This window comes from Streptomyces sp. NPDC003016, from assembly GCF_053591455.1.
In genome coordinates this window covers 221,940-237,650 of record NZ_JBSFTV010000006.1, presented here as the reverse complement: position 1 = coordinate 237,650, position 15,711 = coordinate 221,940, and the positions used below count along the sequence as shown (strand labels likewise).

14 protein-coding genes are annotated in these 15,711 nt (G+C 71.0%); 10 read left to right on the top strand and 4 right to left on the bottom strand.

Features of this window, described 5'->3' with window-relative positions:
* The 4 genes from ACWDZ4_RS07650 to ACWDZ4_RS07635 form a co-directional block, all read right to left on the bottom strand.
* Nucleotides 1–1,463: 2-oxoacid:acceptor oxidoreductase family protein (locus tag ACWDZ4_RS07650; protein WP_451507491.1), on the bottom strand; the 1,463-nt coding region annotated here is incomplete at its 3' end.
* 283 nt (nucleotides 1,464–1,746) lie between these two features.
* Nucleotides 1,747–2,418 (bottom strand): response regulator, encoded by a 672-nt coding sequence (locus ACWDZ4_RS07645; RefSeq protein WP_451507490.1) that lies wholly within the window; start codon nucleotides 2,416–2,418, stop codon nucleotides 1,747–1,749.
* Between the two features lie 309 nt (nucleotides 2,419–2,727).
* Nucleotides 2,728–4,083, bottom strand: coding sequence for a sensor histidine kinase (locus ACWDZ4_RS07640; RefSeq protein ID WP_451507489.1), 1,356 nt, complete (start codon nucleotides 4,081–4,083; stop codon nucleotides 2,728–2,730).
* A gap of 90 nt (nucleotides 4,084–4,173) precedes the next feature.
* Nucleotides 4,174–5,499 (bottom strand): sensor histidine kinase, encoded by a 1,326-nt coding sequence (locus tag ACWDZ4_RS07635; RefSeq protein ID WP_451507488.1) that lies wholly within the window; start codon nucleotides 5,497–5,499, stop codon nucleotides 4,174–4,176.
* Nucleotides 5,500–5,691: 192 nt separating this feature from the next.
* Between ACWDZ4_RS07635 and ACWDZ4_RS07630 the strand changes: the two genes are divergently transcribed.
* The 10 genes from ACWDZ4_RS07630 to ACWDZ4_RS07585 are packed head-to-tail and all read left to right on the top strand — an operon-like array spanning nucleotide 5,692 to nucleotide 15,595.
* Nucleotides 5,692–6,084 carry an NADH-quinone oxidoreductase subunit A gene (locus ACWDZ4_RS07630; protein WP_093799593.1) on the top strand — a complete coding sequence of 131 codons (393 nt, stop codon included), beginning with the start codon at nucleotides 5,692–5,694 and terminating at the stop codon, nucleotides 6,082–6,084.
* A complete protein-coding gene (locus tag ACWDZ4_RS07625) occupies nucleotides 6,075–6,719 on the top strand; it encodes an NADH-quinone oxidoreductase subunit B (RefSeq protein WP_451507487.1) in 645 nt (214 codons plus the stop codon). Before ACWDZ4_RS07630 ends, ACWDZ4_RS07625 begins: the two co-directional genes overlap by 10 nt.
* A complete protein-coding gene (locus ACWDZ4_RS07620) occupies nucleotides 6,716–7,942 on the top strand; it encodes an NADH-quinone oxidoreductase subunit C (RefSeq protein WP_451507486.1) in 1,227 nt (408 codons plus the stop codon). Before ACWDZ4_RS07625 ends, ACWDZ4_RS07620 begins: the two co-directional genes overlap by 4 nt.
* Nucleotides 7,939–8,907, top strand: coding sequence for a complex I subunit 1/NuoH family protein (locus tag ACWDZ4_RS07615; protein WP_451507485.1), 969 nt, complete (start codon nucleotides 7,939–7,941; stop codon nucleotides 8,905–8,907). The genes ACWDZ4_RS07620 and ACWDZ4_RS07615 overlap by 4 nt, the downstream gene beginning before the upstream one ends.
* Nucleotides 8,907–9,488: a NuoI/complex I 23 kDa subunit family protein gene (locus ACWDZ4_RS07610; RefSeq protein WP_451507484.1), complete on the top strand. Its 582-nt coding sequence runs from the start codon at nucleotides 8,907–8,909 to the stop codon at nucleotides 9,486–9,488. The genes ACWDZ4_RS07615 and ACWDZ4_RS07610 overlap by 1 nt, the downstream gene beginning before the upstream one ends.
* Complete coding sequence (locus ACWDZ4_RS07605; RefSeq protein ID WP_451507483.1) at nucleotides 9,485–10,075, top strand: NADH-quinone oxidoreductase subunit J family protein; 591 nt, start codon at nucleotides 9,485–9,487, stop codon at nucleotides 10,073–10,075. Before ACWDZ4_RS07610 ends, ACWDZ4_RS07605 begins: the two co-directional genes overlap by 4 nt.
* Nucleotides 10,075–10,473 (top strand): NADH-quinone oxidoreductase subunit NuoK, encoded by a 399-nt coding sequence (nuoK, locus tag ACWDZ4_RS07600; RefSeq protein ID WP_451507482.1) that lies wholly within the window; start codon nucleotides 10,075–10,077, stop codon nucleotides 10,471–10,473. The genes ACWDZ4_RS07605 and nuoK overlap by 1 nt, the downstream gene beginning before the upstream one ends.
* Entirely contained in the window at nucleotides 10,470–12,503 is a 2,034-nt protein-coding gene (locus ACWDZ4_RS07595; RefSeq protein WP_451507481.1) for an NADH-quinone oxidoreductase subunit 5 family protein, read from the top strand. Before nuoK ends, ACWDZ4_RS07595 begins: the two co-directional genes overlap by 4 nt.
* Nucleotides 12,504–12,530: 27 nt before the next feature.
* Complete coding sequence (locus tag ACWDZ4_RS07590) at nucleotides 12,531–14,090, top strand: NADH-quinone oxidoreductase subunit M (RefSeq protein WP_451507500.1); 1,560 nt, start codon at nucleotides 12,531–12,533, stop codon at nucleotides 14,088–14,090.
* Nucleotides 14,087–15,595 (top strand): NADH-quinone oxidoreductase subunit N, encoded by a 1,509-nt coding sequence (locus tag ACWDZ4_RS07585; protein WP_451507480.1) that lies wholly within the window; start codon nucleotides 14,087–14,089, stop codon nucleotides 15,593–15,595. Before ACWDZ4_RS07590 ends, ACWDZ4_RS07585 begins: the two co-directional genes overlap by 4 nt.
* Nucleotides 15,596–15,711: the final 116 nt, after the last annotated feature.

Genomic DNA, 15,711 nt, shown 5'->3' with positions numbered 1-15,711 from the left:
TTGTACGGCCAGAAGACCTCGGTGTTGTCGGCCAGGGTGTGGTTGGGGCCGGTGGCGAACTGCACGCGCAGGTCCGGCAGCTCGTCGGTCTCCGGGATCCGCCACGGCTCGCTGCCGTTGGCCAGGTAGCCGTCGGAGAGCAGGAACACCGGGGTGCGGTAGGTCAGCGCGATCCTCGCCGCCTCCAGGGCCGCGTCGAAGCAGTCGGCCGGGGTGCGCGGGGCCACGATGGGCACCGGGGCCTCGCCGTTGCGCCCGTACATCGCCTGCAGCAGATCGGCCTGCTCGGTCTTGGTCGGCAGCCCCGTCGAGGGGCCGCCGCGCTGGATGGCGACCACCAGCAGCGGCAGCTCCAGCGACACCGCCAGCCCGATCGTCTCCGACTTGAGCGCCACCCCCGGACCCGAGGTGGTCGTCACCGCGAGCTGTCCGCCGAACGCGGCGCCCAGCGCCGCGCCGATGGCCGCGATCTCGTCCTCGGCCTGGAAGGTCCGCACGCCGAAGTTCTTGTGCCGGGACAGCTCGTGCAGGATGTCGGAGGCCGGCGTGATCGGGTAGGAGCCCAGGAACAGCGGCAGGTCGCTCTGGTGCCCGGCGGCGATCAGCCCGTAGGACAGGGCGAGGTTTCCGGAGATGTTGCGGTAGGTGCCCGCGGGGAAGGCGCTGGCGGCCGGGGCGATGTGGTAGGAGACGGCGAAGTCCTCGGTGGTCTCGCCGAAGTTCCAGCCGGCCCGGAACGCCGCGACGTTCGCCTCGGCGATCTGCGGCTTCTTCGCGAACTTGGTGCGCAGGAACCTCTCGGTGCCCTCGGTCGGCCGGTGGTACATCCACGACAGCAGCCCGAGCGCGAACATGTTCTTCGACCGCTCGGCCTCCTTGCGGGACAGGCCGCACCCCTTGAGCGCCTCGACCGTCATCGTGGTCAGCGCCACCGGGTGCACCCGGTAGCCGTCGAGCGAGCCGTCCTCCAGCGGAGAGCTGTGGTAGCCGACCTTGGCCATCGCCCGCTGGGTGAACTCGTCGGTGTTGACGATGATCTCCGCGCCGCGCGGCACGTCCGCGAGGTTGGCCTTCAGCGCGGCCGGGTTCATCGCCACCAGAACATCCGGGGCATCACCCGGGGTCAGGATGTCGTGGTCGGCGAAGTGCAGCTGGAAACTGGAGACCCCCGGCAGAGTCCCGGCGGGCGCCCGGATCTCGGCCGGGAAGTTCGGCAGCGTCGACAGATCATTGCCGAACGCCGCCGTCTCCGACGTGAAACGATCACCCGTGAGCTGCATACCATCACCGGAATCACCCGCGAAACGGATCACCACCCGATCCAGACGACGGACTTCTTTTTCGGAGGTTTTCCGGGTCTGCACGCTGCGCTGTTCCCCGACGGTGTCGTTCACTCCGTCGGCACCCTCGGTACCATCGGCTCCATCGGCCTTCTCGGCCGGGCTACTGACCTGGCTGGTCACTGAACTGGACCTCCTTCGAGGCGGCTGTTCGGGCCGGCCGGCCCACCGGCGGCCCCGAGGCCAACCCTACGTCGGTAAGGGTGCCCTTCCCTGGGCCGATCACATGATGGATCCCATTTCGAGACGCCCGATTGCCCTGCTTTGACATGTTTAGCCCGTCCCTCAGCGCTCTGCGTCGAAGACGCTCCGTATTCGCCTCTTGCGTTCTGGGGACCGCTGCCCAGACCACCCCCGACCACCTCTGAGCTGCACTCCCGAACAAGGCCGATCCGGCGTCGGTGACCTAGGACCTCAGATAAGTCAGCACTGCCAGCACTCGACGGTGATCCCCGTCACTCGGGGAGAGGCCGAGCTTGAGGAAGATATTGCTGACGTGCTTCTCCACCGCACCGTCACTCACCACCAGTTGCTTGGCGACCGCCGAGTTCGTCCGGCCCTCCGCCATGAGACCCAGCACCTCCCGCTCCCGGGGGGTCAGCCCGGCGAGGACGTCCTGCTTCCGGCTGCGGCCCAGCAGTTGCGCCACCACCTCGGGGTCGAGCGCGGTCCCGCCCCGGGCCACCCGGACGACGGCGTCCACGAATTCACGCACTTCGGCCACCCGGTCCTTGAGCAGATAGCCGACGCCCCGGCTCGACCCGGCCAGCAACTCCGTCGCGTACTGCTCCTCGACGTACTGCGACAGGACCAGCACACCGATCGCGGGGTAGTCCTTGCGCAGCCGCACCGCCGCCCGCACGCCCTCGTCGGTGTGCGTCGGCGGCATCCGTACGTCCGCGACCACCACATCCGGCAGCTCGTCCCGCGACGCCAGATCTTCAACCGTCTTGATCAGCGCTTCCGCGTCTCCGACGCCCGCGACGACATCGTGCCCGCGGTCGGTCAGAAGCCGGGTCAGGCCCTCCCTCAGCAGCACTGAATCCTCGGCGATGACCACTCGTACCCTGTCCTCCACGACCGCGCAGCCCCCAGCAGTTGATTGCTTCCCACCCCGTCGAGCCCAGCATTTCAGTATCCGGGCCGGCACAGGCCCAGGTGCTGGGAATAGTGGCGTACGACTCGGGACGGGCTGCCGGGACGCGAGAAGAGCAGCGGGCGAGCGGAAGCGGCAGGAGTCGAGGAAGCGGGCAAGGAGGGGCGACGCCCGAACCCTGGCACGGGCAGTCGCGCAGTCGGGCAGCCGCACGATCGGCCAGCCGGGTGATCAGCCAGCCGCACGATCGGCCAGCCGGGCAACCGCGCAACCGCGCGATCTGACAGCGGATCAGCCCCGCCAGGGCAGCTCCGCCGTAATCGTGGTCGGCCCGCCCACCGGTGAGGTGATCACCAGGATCCCGTCGACCGCGTCCAGCCGCTCCGCGAGCCCGGCCAGGCCCGAGCCGGTCGTCGTGTCCACGCCACCCTGCCCGTCGTCGCTCACCTGGAGCATCAGCCGGTCCTCCGTCTGCCACACATCGACTGTGGCCCGGGACGCCCGTGCGTGCTTGCTGACGTTCTGCAGGAGCTCGGAGACGGTGAAGTACGCGATGCCCTCGATCGCCGGGGCCGGCCGAGCCGGCAGATCCACCTCGACCTGCACCGGCACCGTGCACCGGGAGGCCACCGCGGAGAGCGCCGCGTCCAGGCCGCGGTCGGTCAGCACGGCAGGGTGGATGCCCCGGGCCAGGTCCCGCAGCTCCTGCAGCGCGATCTTCACCTCGCCGTGCGCCTCGTCCACCATGCGGGCCGCGGCTTCCGGGTCCTCCGTCAGCTTCTCCTTGGCCAGCCCCAGGTCCATGGCGAGGGCGACGAGCCTGGCCTGCGCCCCGTCGTGCAGGTCGCGCTCGATGCGCCGCAGGTCGGCGGCCGCGGTGTCGACGACGACGCCCCGGTCCGACTCCAGCTCCGAGACCCGGGTGGCGAGCCGCGACGGGCCGAGCAGCCCGGCCACCATCACCCGGTCCACGGTCGTCATACCGCGTATGAGCCACGGGGTGCCAAGGGTGATGAGCAGGCCGAACGCGCTGGTCAGGGCCAGTTCGTAAGGCTTGTCGAGGTAGATGCTGTGCGTGTTGTCGCCGTACAGCTGGATGCCGCCCGTCCCCGCGTAGACCGGGAACACCCACTGCCATAGCGGATACGTGAGCATGGCCCAGCCGTACGACCAGAAGAACAGCGACACGGAGAAGGCGAACACCGCCCACGGCAGATGCAGCACGGCGTACAGCAGATGGCGCCAGGACACCCCGCTCTTGAGCATCGCGCCCATCCAGGACATCGGGCCGCCGCCCGGCTTGGCCCGGACGGGCGCCGGGTCCGCCACGTCCAGCTTGAGCAGCGCCCTGGCGCGGGCCCGCTCCACCACCCCGAAGCCGCGGCAGCCGGCCAGGCCCGCCGCGAGTACCGGTACGCCGAGGAAGGTGATCAGCAGACCCATGCCCAGCGACGTCATGGTGACCGCGAAGACGAAGAGCAGGATGCCGATCGGCAGGCTGAGCATCAGGTAGCCGAACTCGCGCCAGGTACGGGCCTCGATCGGCGCGCGCAGCGCCGGAGGCAGCACGTGCCTCTTCGAGGGACGGCCCGCGCGGTCCTCGCGCCCCCACTGGTCCCTGGTCTGCGATGCGTACTCCGTGGCCATCACTGCCGTCCGTTTCTGCTCTGATACTGCTGCTGAGTGGCTGTGTTACTCAAGAATGCTGGGACGGACAGGCCGGGACCATGAGGCCGGTCACCGTTTTCTACCGGGGGTTTTCCCCACCCCCGCACTGTGCTCGACCGCACCTCCGGGACCTTTGGCCGCTCCGTCACGGTCGCGCCACGGCAGCTCGGCCGTGACCGTCGTCGGCCCGCCCGCCGGGGAGTCGAGGGCCAGGAGCCCGTCCACCGCACCGAGCCGGTCGGCCAGACCGGCCATGCCCGTGCCGCCGTCCAGCCGTGCGCCACCGCGCCCGTCGTCCCGCACCTGGATCAGCAGCCGCTTCCCGCTCCGCCGCACATCCACGGAAGCGGACCGCGCCCCGCTGTGCTTGCTGACGTTCTGCAGCAGCTCGGAGACCGTGAAGTACGCGATGCCCTCGATCGCCTCCGCCGGGCGCGCCGCCAGATCGACCGTGACCCGCACCGGGGCCGTGCAGCGCGACGCGACGGACGACAGCGCCGCGTCCAGGCCGCGGTCGGTCAGCACGGCAGGGTGGATGCCGCGCGCCAGGTCCCGCAGCTCCTGCAGCGCCAGCTTCACCTCACCGTGCGCCTCGTCGACCATCGCGGCCGCGGCGACCGGGTCCTTGAAGTCACCAGTCAGCTTCTCCTTCGCCATGCCGAGTCCCATGGCGAGGGCGACGAGCCTGGCCTGCGCCCCGTCGTGCAGGTCGCGCTCGATACGGCGCAGATCGGCGGCCGCGGTGTCGACGACGACGCCCCGGCCCGACTCCAGCTCGACGATCCGCCGCTCCAGCTCGCCGGAGGGGCAGAGCAGACCGCGCACCATCGCCCGGTCCGCGTTCGCCAGCACCCGCACGAGGTACGGCAGCACCGGCCAGAGCACGAAGAGCCCGGTCAGCGTGACCGCGAAGGTCAGCACACCCCAGGGCAGCCGGACGATCGCGTACAGCGCCGTCCGCCAGCCCACCGGATCCTTCAGGCCCGCCCACAGCCACGTGAGGAAACCGCCCTCGCCCGGACGCCGTCCCGCGGCGGCCGGGCTCGGCTCGTCGACGCACACGCCGAGCAGGACACGCGCGCGCGCCCGTTCCACCGCGCCGAGCCGGCGCGCCCCGAGCAGTCCCACCACCACCAGAGGCAGACCGATCACCGTGACCGAAAGACCGCACCCGAGGGCGAGAACCACCACGGTGAACACAGAACCGAAGAGGGCCATCGGCAGATCGAGGAGGAGATGCGCGATCTCCTTCCAGGTGTCCGGGCCGTAGGGGAAGCGGACGGGCGACGGGTGGCCGGCACGTCCGGCGTGGCCGGCACGTCCGGCGTGACCGGCACGCTCGGCGTGGCCGGACCGGTCGTAATCTGGGAGAAGGCCGTTGGCATCCGCGGTCATGGCCCCCAGCCTGACGGGCCCCGGCCGCGGATGCCATGGGGTGACTGGGTGGGAGGAAGTAGGGATAACCCCACCCCCATGTACGACGCGGCTGCTTACCCAGCTTTTACCAGGGCCTAGACTCCCGTGCGTACAGATCGTCGAACGAGGCGCGACGACGCGCGACGAGGTCAGGGAGCGAGAGGGGCGGACATGCCGGAACCGACTGTTCTCGCGGACGGGTACTTCCAGAGCTATTCGGTCGTCGGACTGCTCGCGGTCGTCGGAGTCCTCTTCGTCGCCGTGGCCTTCGGGGCCGGGCGGCTGCTGCGGCCCGTCGTGCCGACGCCGGAGAAGCTGCTGACGTACGAATGCGGCGTGGATCCGGTCGGAGAGGGCTGGGCCCACACCCAGGTCCGCTACTACGTCTACGCCTTCCTGTACGTGATCTTCGCCGTCGACTCCATCTTCTTGTTCCCGTGGGCGACGGTCTTCGCCGCGCCCGAGTACGGCGCGACGACGCTGGTCGAGATGTTCATCTTCCTCGGCTTCCTGGCCGTGGGACTGCTGTACGCATGGAAGAAGGGCGTCCTCGAATGGACGTGACCCGAGTGACCCCTGTCGATCTCCCCGAGCCGACGCTGCCGACGCCGACGCCGACGCCGACGCCGCCGCTGCCCGGACCGAAGCGCCTGGGCGCTCTCGCCCGCCTCGCTCCCGAGCCCATGAAGGTGGTCCTGAACTGGGGCCGCCGCTACAGCCTGTGGGTCTTCAACTTCGGTCTCGCCTGCTGCGCGATCGAGTTCATCGCCGCGTCCATGGCGCGCCACGACTTCATCCGGCTCGGCGTGATCCCCTTCGCGCCGGGACCGCGCCAGGCCGACCTGATGGTCGTCTCCGGCACGGTCACGGACAAGATGGCCCCGGCCGTCAAGCGGCTGTACGAGCAGATGCCCGAGCCGAAGTACGTCATCTCCTTCGGCGCCTGCTCCAACTGCGGCGGCCCGTACTGGGACTCGTACTCCGTGACGAAGGGCGTCGACCAGATCATTCCGGTCGACGTGTACGTACCGGGCTGCCCGCCGCGCCCCGAGGCGCTGCTCCAGGGCATCCTCAAGCTCCAGGAGAAGATCGCCCGCGAATCCCTGGCCGAGCGCTACGGCCACGGACGGCCCTCCACGGCGGCCCTGCGGAGCGGCCTCGTCACGCCGCCGCCGGCCCCGGGGGAGGCCGGGAAGTGAGCGAGACGACCCGCACGACGGCGGCGTACGACAGCCTGCCGGACGCCGTCACCGAGATCTTCGGCGAGGAAGCGACCGCCGAGCGCAGCTACGACCTCCTCACCGTCGACGTCCCGGCCGGTTCGTGGATCGCGGCCCTGGAGACCGCGCGCGACAAGCTCGGCTGCACGTACTTCGACTGGCTGAGCGCGGTCGACGAGCCGGGCACGGGCTTCCGCGTCTGCGCCCACGTCGCCGCCCTCGAAGGCCGTACGGTACGACGCCTCCTGCTCCGTACGACCGTCCCGCACGCGGCGCCCGTCCTGCCCACCGCCATCGCGGTCTACGCGGGCGCCCAGTGGCACGAGCGCGAGACGCACGAGATGTTCGGCGTCGACTTCACGGACCACCCGCACCTGGTGCCGCTCCTGCTGCCCGAGGGCTTCGAGGGCCACCCGTTGCGCAAGGACTTCGTCCTGGCGGCCCGGGTCGCCAAGGCGTGGCCCGGTGCGAAGGAGCCGGGGGAGTCCGACCACGGCGGGCCCAAGCGCCGCCAGATGCTGCCGCCCGGCGTCCCGGACCCGAACGAGTGGGGGCCCCAGAAGGGCCAGCTCCCGCCGGCCCCGGCCCGCCCCGCCCGCACCCCGCGCGCGGCAGGCGCCGCGGGCGCGGCAGCCGAACGCCCGCCGCGCCGTGCCCGCAGCGTCACGGAGGGCTCGGCCACCCAGGCCACCGCACCCGCGAGCGGCGCCCCGGAGGCGACCGCCCCGAGGCCGCCGCGCCGCACGCGCAGCGTGAGCGAGGGCTCGGCAAGCCAGGCGGCAGAGGCCGCGTCCCCCGCGTCGGAGGCGCACCCGTCCCCCCAGCCGGAGGCCGCGGCGCCACCGGCCGAGGGCGCCACGCCCGCCGGAGGCGAGACCGCTGCCCAGGCCGCGCCGGCACCCGCGCGCAGCGCGGACGCGCCCTGGCACCACCCGCGCCCCGCGTTCCAGGACGAGGAAGCGCAGCCGGAGACACCGGAGACACCGGAGACACCGGAGACGCCGAAGACACCGGACACAGAAGCCGCGACCAAGACGGGCGCATCCGCAGACACCGAGGCCGACGCGGCGGAAGCCGCCGACGCGGCCGCCGACGAAGCCCTGGGCGGTGACGCGGCGGCCGCGAAGGAGCCCGGCCGGGCCGGCTCCGCCGACGAGGGCACAACCGACCCCACCCAGGACCGAGGGAGCGACGACGCGTGAACGACGTACTCGATGTCGCCCTCCGCCTGGTCGTCGTCTTCGCCGTGTTCATGATCCTGCCGCTCGTCGTGGGGCAGGCCGAGCACAAGGTGATGGCCCACATGCAGGGCCGCCTCGGCCCCATGTACGCGGGCGGATTCCACGGCTGGGCGCAGCTCGTCGCCGACGGCGTGAAGTTCGCGCAGAAGGAAGACATCGTCCCGGCCAACGCCGACCGCCGTATCTTCCAGCTCGCACCCGCCGTCGCACTCCTCCCGTACCTCCTGGTGCTCGTCGCGATCCCGATCGGCCCGAGCGAGGGCGCGGTCGGCCAGGTCATCGACGCGGGCATCTTCTTCGTGCTCGCCGTCATGGGCGTCGGCGTGCTCGGTTCGCTCATGGCGGGCTGGGCCTCGGCCAACAAGTTCTCCCTCCTCGGCGGCCTGCGCACCGCCGCCCAGCTGCTCGCGTACGAACTGCCGATGCTGCTCGCCGCCGCCTCCGTGGCGATGGCGGCCGGCACCGTCTCGCTCCCCGGCATCCTGAACGCCTTCGAGTGGTGGTGGCTGCCGTGGCAGATCGTCGGCGCGATCGTCTTCTTCGTCGCCGGCCTCGCCGAACTCCAGCGCCCGCCGTTCGACATGCCGGTCGCCGACTCGGAGATCATCTTCGGTGCGTACACCGAGTACACGGGCCTGCGCTTCGCGCTCTTCCTGCTCGCCGAGTACGCCGGAATCGTCGTCCTCTGCGGCCTGACCACCGTCCTCTTCCTCGGCGGCTGGCACGGTCCCTGGGGCGCGGACGGTCTCGGCTGGGTCTGGACGCTGCTCAAGACCGCGGTCCTGGCCTTCGGCATCATCTGGCTCCGCGTGACCTACCCCCGGCTGCGCGAGGACCAGCTCCAGAAGCTCGCCTGGACCGTACTCATCCCGCTCGCTCTCGCGCAGATCGCGCTCACCGGCATCGTGAAGGTGGCGATCCAGTAATGCCTCCGATCCCCGGCTCCGGCCTCGCCAAGGGCCTGGCCGTCACGCTCCGCACGATGACGAAGAAGACCGTCACCGCGCAGTACCCGGACGTCCAGCCCGAACTCCCGCCCCGCACGCGCGGCGTGATCGGCCTGTTCGAGGAGAACTGCACGGTCTGCATGCTCTGCGCACGCGAGTGCCCCGACTGGTGCATCTACATCGACTCGCACAAGGAGACGGTCCCGGCCGCAGTCCCCGGCGGTCGCGAGCGCAGCCGCAACGTCCTCGACCGTTTCGCGATCGACTTCTCGCTCTGCATGTACTGCGGTATCTGCATCGAGGTCTGTCCTTTCGACGCGCTCTTCTGGTCCCCGGAATTCGAGTACGCCGAGACCGAGATCCACGAACTCACCCACGAGCGGGACAAGCTCCGCGAGTGGATGTGGACGGTCCCCGAGCCGCCCGCGCTGGACCCGGGCGCGGAGGAACCGAAGGAGATCGCGGCAGCCCGCAAGGCCGCCGACAAGCTCGCGGCAGCCCAGCAGGGAGCAGCCCAGGAGCAGGCAGCCCAGCAGGAAGCAGAGGGCCCCGCCGAATGAGCCACCTCGCCGCAGCCGCCGGACCCGGCTTCCTCTCCCCGACCGGCGTCGAGATCGCCTTCCTCCTCGTCGGCATCGCCACCCTCGGCGCGGCCGTCGTCACGGTCACCACCAGACAGCTGGTGCACGCCGCCCTCTGGCTGGTCGTCGCGCTCGGCGGCCTCGCCGTCGAGTACCTCCTGCTGACGGCCGAGTTCATCGCCTGGGTGCAGGTCCTGATCTACGTCGGTTCCGTGGTCGTCCTCCTCCTCTTCGGGCTGATGCTCACCAGGGCCCCCATCGGGCGCTCCCCGGACGCCGACTCGGGCAACCGCCGGGTCGCTCTCACGGTGGCCGCGGCCGCGGCCACCGCGCTCGTCTGGGTGGTCGTGGACGCGTTCCGCACCACCTGGATCGACCTGGACGGGCCGGCCCAGGGCTCGACCAGGGTGAGCGGCGAGATCCTCTTCCAGCACTGGGTGCTGCCCTTCGAGGCCCTCTCCGTCCTCCTGCTCGCCGCTCTCGTCGGCGCGATCGTCCTCTCCCGCAAGAGCGACGGCGCCGAAGACAGCGACAGCGACAGTGCCAAAGACAAGGAGCAGCGCTGATGCACCTCGCCTATCCTGCCGTGCTCGCCGCCCTCCTCTTCTGCACCGGGCTGTACGGAGTGCTCGCGCGCCGCAACGCGATCCTGGTCCTGATGTCCGTCGAGCTGATGCTCAACGCCGTCAACCTCAACCTCGTCGCCTTCGACGTATGGCTCCGCGACACCCTCCACTCCGGCCAGGCCCTCACTCTCTTCACCATCGCCATCGCCGCGGCCGAGATCGGCATCGGCCTGGCGATCGTCCTGATGGTCTACCGCAATCGAGGGTCCTCGGACATCGACAGGCTGCGCGACACCGCCGAAGGCCCGGACCCGTCCGGCCCGGCCGGCGACGGAGCTTCCGCCATGGCACAGAAGGCCGCACCAGAGGCCGCACAGAAGACTGAGGCCACCGCGTGACGACCACGACCCTCGCCGTCCTCGTTCCCCTCCTTCCGTTCCTGGGCGCCGCGGCCGGCCTGCTGCTCGGCCGCACCGCCCCCGGGTTCGTCCGCCCCCTGGCCGTACTGCCGACCCTGGCCGCCGCCGTGCTGGCCGTGATCGTCGCCGTACGCCAGGGCGGCGGCAGGGCGATCGACGCCTCGACCCAGCTCACCCCCACGGGCTCGGTCCCCATCGACCTCGCCCTGCACCTCGACGGCTTCGCAGCTCTCGTCGCCGTCCTGGTCGCGGCCGTCGCGACCTGCGTGCAGCTCTACTCGACGGGCTACCTGCGCGACGACCCGCGCTACCCCTCGTACGCCGCCCTGGTCTCCCTCTTCACCTCCGCGATGCTGCTCGTCGTCTACTCCGGCGACCTGATGGTGCTGCTGGTCGGCTGGGAGATCATGGGCATCTGCTCGTACTTCCTCGTCGGCCACTACTGGGAGACGCCCGAGGCCCGCGCCGCCTCCCTCAAGGCATTCCTGGTCACCAAGCTCGGCGACGTCCCCTTCCTCTTCGGCCTGTTCGCACTCGCCGTCGACGCCGGTACGTTCCGGATCACCGGCATCCTCGGCACCGTCGCCGGCGACGGACTGGACCACCCCACCCTCATCGCCCTGCTGCTCCTCGCCGGTGTGGCGGGCAAGTCGGCCCAGTTCCCGCTGCACACCTGGCTGCCCGACGCGATGGCGGGCCCCACGCCCGTCTCCGCGCTGATCCACGCCGCCACGATGGTCGCCGCCGGTGTGTACTTCGTGGCCCGCCTCCTCCCCGTCTTCGCAGCCTCCGCCGCCGCCCTGACCGTCCTCGCCGTGATGGCCGCGGTCACGATGGTCGGCTCGGCCCTCGCCGCCCTGGCCCAGGACGACATCAAGCGCGTCCTCGCCTACTCGACGATCGGCCAGCTCGGGTACATGACCGGGGCCCTGGCCGTCGGCGACCGCGGCGCCGCCGTCTTCCACCTCCTCTCCCACGGCGCCTTCAAGGCGCTCCTCTTCCTCGGCGCCGGCGTGATCATCCACGCGGCCGGCACCAACTCCCTCGCCGCCATGTCCCGCACGAGCGGCCTGCCCAAGCGCATCCCCGACGCGTACTGGACGATGACGATCGCCCTGCTCGCGCTCGCGGCGATCCCTCCCTTCGCAGGCTTCTTCTCCAAGGAAGCCGTCCTCGTCGCCGCCGAACACGCCTCCTTCGGCGAGACCACGGGCGTCCCCTCCGCCGCGGGCTGGACCGTGCTCGTCGCGGGCCTGCTGACCGCCCTCCTCACCGCGGCGTACGCCACCCGCCTGTGGCTGCTGGCCTTCCGCGGCCGCGGCCCCGCCGCCCCCGCTCACGGCAAGCAGCCCTTCGTCATGAACGGCGTCCTGTGGGTCCTCGCGGTCCCCTCGCTCGCCTTCGGCCTCGCCGTCACCTACCTCGACGACTGGTTCGACGGCCACGCCCTCACCCCGACCGTCACCACAGCGGTCCTCGGCACCGGTGTCGCCCTCGTCGGCGGACTGGTCACCTACGGCGCCTGGCGCCACACCACGTCCATGGCCGGCCGTCCCCCGATCGGCGCCGTGGCAGCCCATCCCGAGGACAGCCCGGCCGTCTCCGAGGCGGAAGCCATCGCCACCCTTCCCCGAGCTCTCAACTCCGTTCGAGCAGGGGACGCCCCATTCCCCGCCTACGGCGACATCGCGTCGGCCCCCGACCCCGCCGACCCCGGCCGGCTCCTCCTGGGCCCGCTGCACCGTCACGCAGCGGTCGGTTTCCACCTCGACGCCGTCTACCACACCCTCTTCGTACGGCCCGTCCTGGCGGGCGCCGAACTGGTCCGCTTCCTGGACCGCGAGGTCGTCGAGACGTACGTCCGCGGAGCGGGCGCCGTCCCGCGCCTCCTCGGCGCGGGCGTCCGCCGAGCCCAGACCGGCAACGTGCAGACCTACCTCAGCGCGCTGCTCGCCGGATCCGTCGTCCTGGCGATCGCCGCCGTCATCGTCGCCGCCGTCGGAGCGTGAGCCGTGATCGATATCAGCCCGTCCGTGATGCAGTTCCTCCTGGCGTTCATCGTCGTCGCCCCGCTCGTCGGCGCCGCCGCGGCGCTCCTCCCGGCCCCGCCGGGCCTCAAGGGCAAGAACCCCGGCCAGGCCGTGCTACGCCACGGCGTGACCGTGACCGGCGCGATCCTGCTCGCAGCCATCGCCCTCACCCTCGGTTTCGACCACAGCCACCCCTCCACGATGCAGGCCACGACCGACATCAGCTGGATTCCGGCGCTCGACGTCAGGATCCACCTCGGCATCGACGGCATCTCGCTCCCCCTCCTCGTGCTGACCGCGCTGCTGACCTTCCTCTGCGCGCTCTACAGCTACTTCAAGATGCCCGCGGGCCCCTCCCCGAAGGCATTCGTCGCCCTGCTCCTGGTCCTCGAATCCGGCACCCTCGCGACCTTCGCCGTACTCGACCTGCTCCTCTTCTTCCTGGCGTTCGAGATGGTCCTCATCCCGATGTACTTCCTCATCGCCCGCTGGGGCGGCGACCAGAGGCAGCCCGCCGCCTGGAAGTTCATCCTCTACACGCTGCTCGGCTCCGTCGTCATGCTGCTCGGTCTCCTCCTCGTCGGACTGAAGGCGGGCACGTTCGACATGGTGGCACTCGCCACTGACAACGGCCGTGGACTCACCACATCCGTGCAGGTCGTCGCCGTTCTCGCGATCGGTCTCGGCCTCGCCGTCAAGACCCCGATGTGGCCGCTGCACAGCTGGCTGCCCGACGCCCACACCGCCGCCCCCACGGTCGGCTCGGTCCTCCTCGCCGGCGTCCTGCTGAAGATGGGTACGTACGGATTCGTCCGCATCGCCCTTCCCATCGCCCCCGACGGCATGCACGCCTTCGCGCCCTACCTCGCCGCCTTCGCGGTCGTCGGCATCATCTACGGGTCCCTGGCCTGCCTCGCCCTGGCCCGCAAGGGCGCCAAGGGCGACCTCAAGCGCCTGATCGCGTACTCCTCCGTCGGTCACATGGGCTTCGTGCTCCTCGGCATCGCGTCCATGACCCCCACCGGCGTCAACGGCGCGCTTTTCGCCAACATCGCCCACGGCCTGATCACCGGCCTGCTCTTCTTCCTGGTCGGCGCCCTCAAGGACCGCTACGGCACCGCCGACCTCGACACCCTCGCCGGCGCCACCGGCGCGGCCCTCTACGGCCGCGCCCCCCGCCTCGGCGGCCTCCTCGCCTTCGCCGCGGTCGCCTCCCTCGGCCTCCCCGGCCTCGCCGGATTCTGGGGCGAGATGCTGACGATGTTCGGCGCCTTCGACCCCGCCGAGGGCCTCAGCCGCCCCGCCTTCCTCACCTTCATGGCGATCGCCGGCGCCGGCACCCTGCTGACCGCCGCCTACCTACTGATCGTCGTGCGCCGCGTCTGCATGGGCGTACCCCCGCAGCAGGCATCCGAGCCGACGAAGATCACCGACGTCCAGGGCTACGAATTCGCCACCTGGACCCCGCTCGTCGCCCTCACCGTCCTCGCCGGACTCTGGCCCGCGGTCCTCCTCGGCCTCACCGACCCGGCCGTGCAGAAGCTCCTCGCAGGAGGCAAGTCGTGACCGTGGCCGCCGAAAGCGCCAGCCTCGTCCAGTCCGTCGACTGGTGGGCGATCGCCCCGCCGACCATCACGGCGGCCGTCGGCCTGATCGTCCTGGTCGCCGACCTCTTCGTACCCGAGAGCAAGAAGCAGCTGCTCGGCCGGGTCTCCGTCGCCGGTCTGGCCGTGGCGATCCTCGCTCTCCTTCCCCTCCGCCAGGGCGGCCGGTCCACCTTCTGCCTGACCTCCGACACCGACGTCTGCAGCTACACGGCGGACCACTTCACCCTGGTCATCCAGCTCCTGGTGCTCGGCGGCGCCCTGCTCACCGCCCTCCTCTCGCTCACCGAGACGACGAAGGACAAGCTCCCCGCGGGCGAATTCTGGTTCCTCCTGATGTCCTCGGCAGCCGGGGCGGCCCTGCTCCCCGCCGCCCGCGACCTCGCCACCCTCGTCGTCGCCCTCGAAGTCGCGTCACTGCCCGCCTTCGCCCTCGTCGGCATGAAGCGCGGCGACCGCCTCTCCTCCGAGGCGGCCCTGAAGTTCTTCCTCTCCTCCGTCACCGCGACCGCCGTGACACTGCTCGGCGTCAGCTTCGTCTACGCGACGACCGGCACCCTGCACCTCACCGAGATCGCCGTGCGCCTCGGCGACGTACCGGCGCAGCTCGACACCCTCGCCAAGACCGGCGTCGCTCTGACCCTCATCGGCTTCGCCTTCAAAACGGCCGCGGTCCCCTTCCACTTCTGGGTCCCCGACACCTACGTGGGAGCGCCCCTCCCCGTCGCCGCCTACCTGTCCGTCATCGGCAAGGCGGTCGGCTTCACGGGCCTCATCCTGGTCACCGTCGTGGCCTTCCCCTCCTACGCCGACGTATGGGGCCCGGCCATCGCCGTGCTGGCGGCCCTCACCATGACCGTGGGCAATGTGGCGGCCCTCCGCCAGTCGGCCACGCGCGCGTACAGCGCGGTCCGGCTCCTGGCCTGGTCGTCGGTCGGCCAGGCCGGCTACATCCTGGTCCCGATCGCCGCGGCGGCGTACTCCAGCGACGACCAGATCGGCTCCACCGTCGCGTACGCCCTGATGTACGCCGTGGTGAACCTCGGTGCCTTCGCCGTCGCGGCCCTCGTCGCCCGTACGCACCCGCTCAACCGGATCACCGACTACCGCGGCCTCTACGCGACCCGCCCCCTCGCCGCCCTCGCGCTCGGCTTCTTCCTCCTCTGCCTCGCGGGGCTGCCGCCCGGCATCATCGGCCTCTTCGCCAAGGTCACGGTCTTCTCCGCGGCCGTCGACGCGGGGCTCGGCTGGCTCGCGGTCGTCATGGCGGCGAACGTGGTGATCGCGCTCTACTACTACCTCCAGTGGACCGCCGTCCTCTTCCGCGCACCCGAGGGCGAACCGTCCCGCCACGCGGTCCCCCTGCCCATCACGGCCGCCATCGTCCTGACCGCCGTCGCGGGCATCGCCCTGTCCGGCGTACCGCAGCTGGCACTGCGCTTCGCCACCGGCAATCTCTTCCAGTAAGCACGGATGGCCCAGCGGCCGCCCCGGTAGCACAAGGGAACTAGCCCCCCTCGCTTGGCGTTGACCAGTAAGGGAGGGTCCACTGAATGTGGAAGCACCCCCAGCAAGGGGTTCCC